This is a genomic window from Streptomyces pseudogriseolus, from assembly GCA_002154585.1.
Classification (GTDB): domain Bacteria; phylum Actinomycetota; class Actinomycetes; order Streptomycetales; family Streptomycetaceae; genus Streptomyces; species Streptomyces pseudogriseolus.
On record MUNG01000295.1, the window covers coordinates 1 to 1,632 of the forward strand.

A 1,632-nucleotide genomic window follows, 5' to 3' on the forward strand; every position below is an offset into this window, starting at 1 on the left:
GGCCGGCGCCGGCCGGGGCGGGGTCGGGGTGCATGGCTTCCTCGGGGCGCGCTGCGGAGGTTCACTCCACGCTCGCCCGGCGCGTGCCGTCCCGCACCCCGAGGGCGTCCCGGCGGGCGTCAGGCCCCCTCGGCGGCCGCGTTGTCCAGGGCGGCGGTGAGGTCGGCGAGGGTGGTGCTCAGGGCGCGCATCTCCTCGACCCGCAGTCCGGTCGCGGCGGCGATCCGGCGCGGCACCCGCACGGCCTGCTCACGCAGCGCGGCGCCCTCCTCGGTGAGCCGCACCTCCACGGACCGCTCGTCGCGCGCGCTGCGCTCCCGGTGCACCAGACCGGCCGCCTCCAGCCGCTTGAGCAGCGGGGACAGGGTGCCGGAGTCCAGGCGCAGGCGCTCGCCCAGCCGCTTGACCGGCAGCGTGCCGTCCTCCCACAGCACCAGCATGACCAGGTATTGCGGGTAGGTGAGGCCGAGGTCCTTCAGCACCACCCGGTAGACGCCGTTGAAGGCCCGGACGGCGGAGTTGAGGCTGAAGCAGATCTGCTGGTCGAGACGGAGCCAGTCGTCCGTGACGGCCGGCGCGTCCGTCGCCGGGGTGGGGCTGGGTGTGGCTGTCATGCCTCCAGGGTAGCGCTGTGCGAGCCATTTGGTTGTGCCCAATTAAGTTGTGTGCTCTACTTGAGCCCGTGAGAGGCCGGGTCCCCGAGGACCAGGGCCTCGTCATCCGCCCGTACGGCCGAGCCGTACGACCGAGACGAAAGGTGTCCCCCATGGACGCGCTCTACACCGCAGTCGCCACCGCCACCCACGGGCGCGAGGGCCGCGCCGTCACCTCCGACGGCAAGCTGGACCTCGGCCTGAGCGCCCCCAAGGAGCTGGGCGGCGACGGCAAGGGCACCAACCCGGAGCAGCTCTTCGCCGCCGGCTACGCGGCCTGCTTCGGCAGCGCCCTCGGCGTCGTGGGCCGCGCCGCCAAGGTGGACGTCAGCGACGCGGCGGTGACCGCCGAGGTCGTGCTCGGCAAGCAGGGCGAGGGCTTCGGGCTCGCCGTGACGCTCCGTGTCGAGCTGCCCGACGGCCTCGACGAGGAGACCGGCCGCAAGCTGGTCGAGCAGGCCCACCAGGTCTGCCCCTACTCCAACGCCACCCGCGGCAACATCCCCGTCGAGCTCGTCGTCGAGTAGTCAGGCCCTACCCCCCGACCCGCGCCAGCACCTCGCCGGTGCGCCGGCTCCAGGCCACCACCACGGCCTCCTCGGGCACCCGTTGAGCCGGGGTGAGGAGCAGCCAGCGCACCGTGTAGCGGCGGACCACCGTGTCCCGCAGGGCGCGGGTCGAGGCGGGATCCAGGTACGCGCGCACGTCGGCCACCCGCCGCAGCCGCTCCCGCTCGTCCAGCGCGGCGTCCGGCCAGGCGGGCGCGGCCAGGTTCGGCCCGTACCCGGCGATCGCGTGGACGGCGTAGTAGCCGTCGGTGAGCACCACCTCCCCCGGGGCGATGTGGCGCGCTGCCCAGTCGTACGCCGGCCAGTCCGGCGGCCGGCGGAAGCCCACCGGGTCCGCCGCGGGCGGCACCAGCGCCCCGGCGTGCACGGTCAGCAGCCCCGCGACGGCCCCCGCCGCCGCGGCCCCGCCC

General features: G+C 75.1%; 2 protein-coding genes and 1 pseudogene. 1 reads left to right on the forward strand and 2 read right to left on the reverse strand.

From position 1 onward, the window contains the following. Positions 1-119: 119 nt before the first annotated feature. Positions 120-614, reverse strand: a complete 495-nt coding sequence (locus CCN29_RS24040; protein WP_006132420.1) for a MarR family winged helix-turn-helix transcriptional regulator — start codon at positions 612-614, stop codon at positions 120-122. Positions 615-766: 152 nt separating this feature from the next. Here CCN29_RS24040 and CCN29_RS24045 point away from each other — a divergent pair, with 152 nt between their 5' ends. Continuing rightward, positions 767-1,180: an organic hydroperoxide resistance protein gene (locus CCN29_RS24045; RefSeq protein WP_031019527.1), complete on the forward strand. Its 414-nt coding sequence runs from the start codon at positions 767-769 to the stop codon at positions 1,178-1,180. A gap of 7 nt (positions 1,181-1,187) precedes the next feature. On the opposite strand, the pseudogene CCN29_RS24050 reads toward CCN29_RS24045, so the two are convergent. Continuing rightward, a pseudogene (locus CCN29_RS24050) lies at positions 1,188-1,632 on the reverse strand (hypothetical protein); the annotation flags it as partial.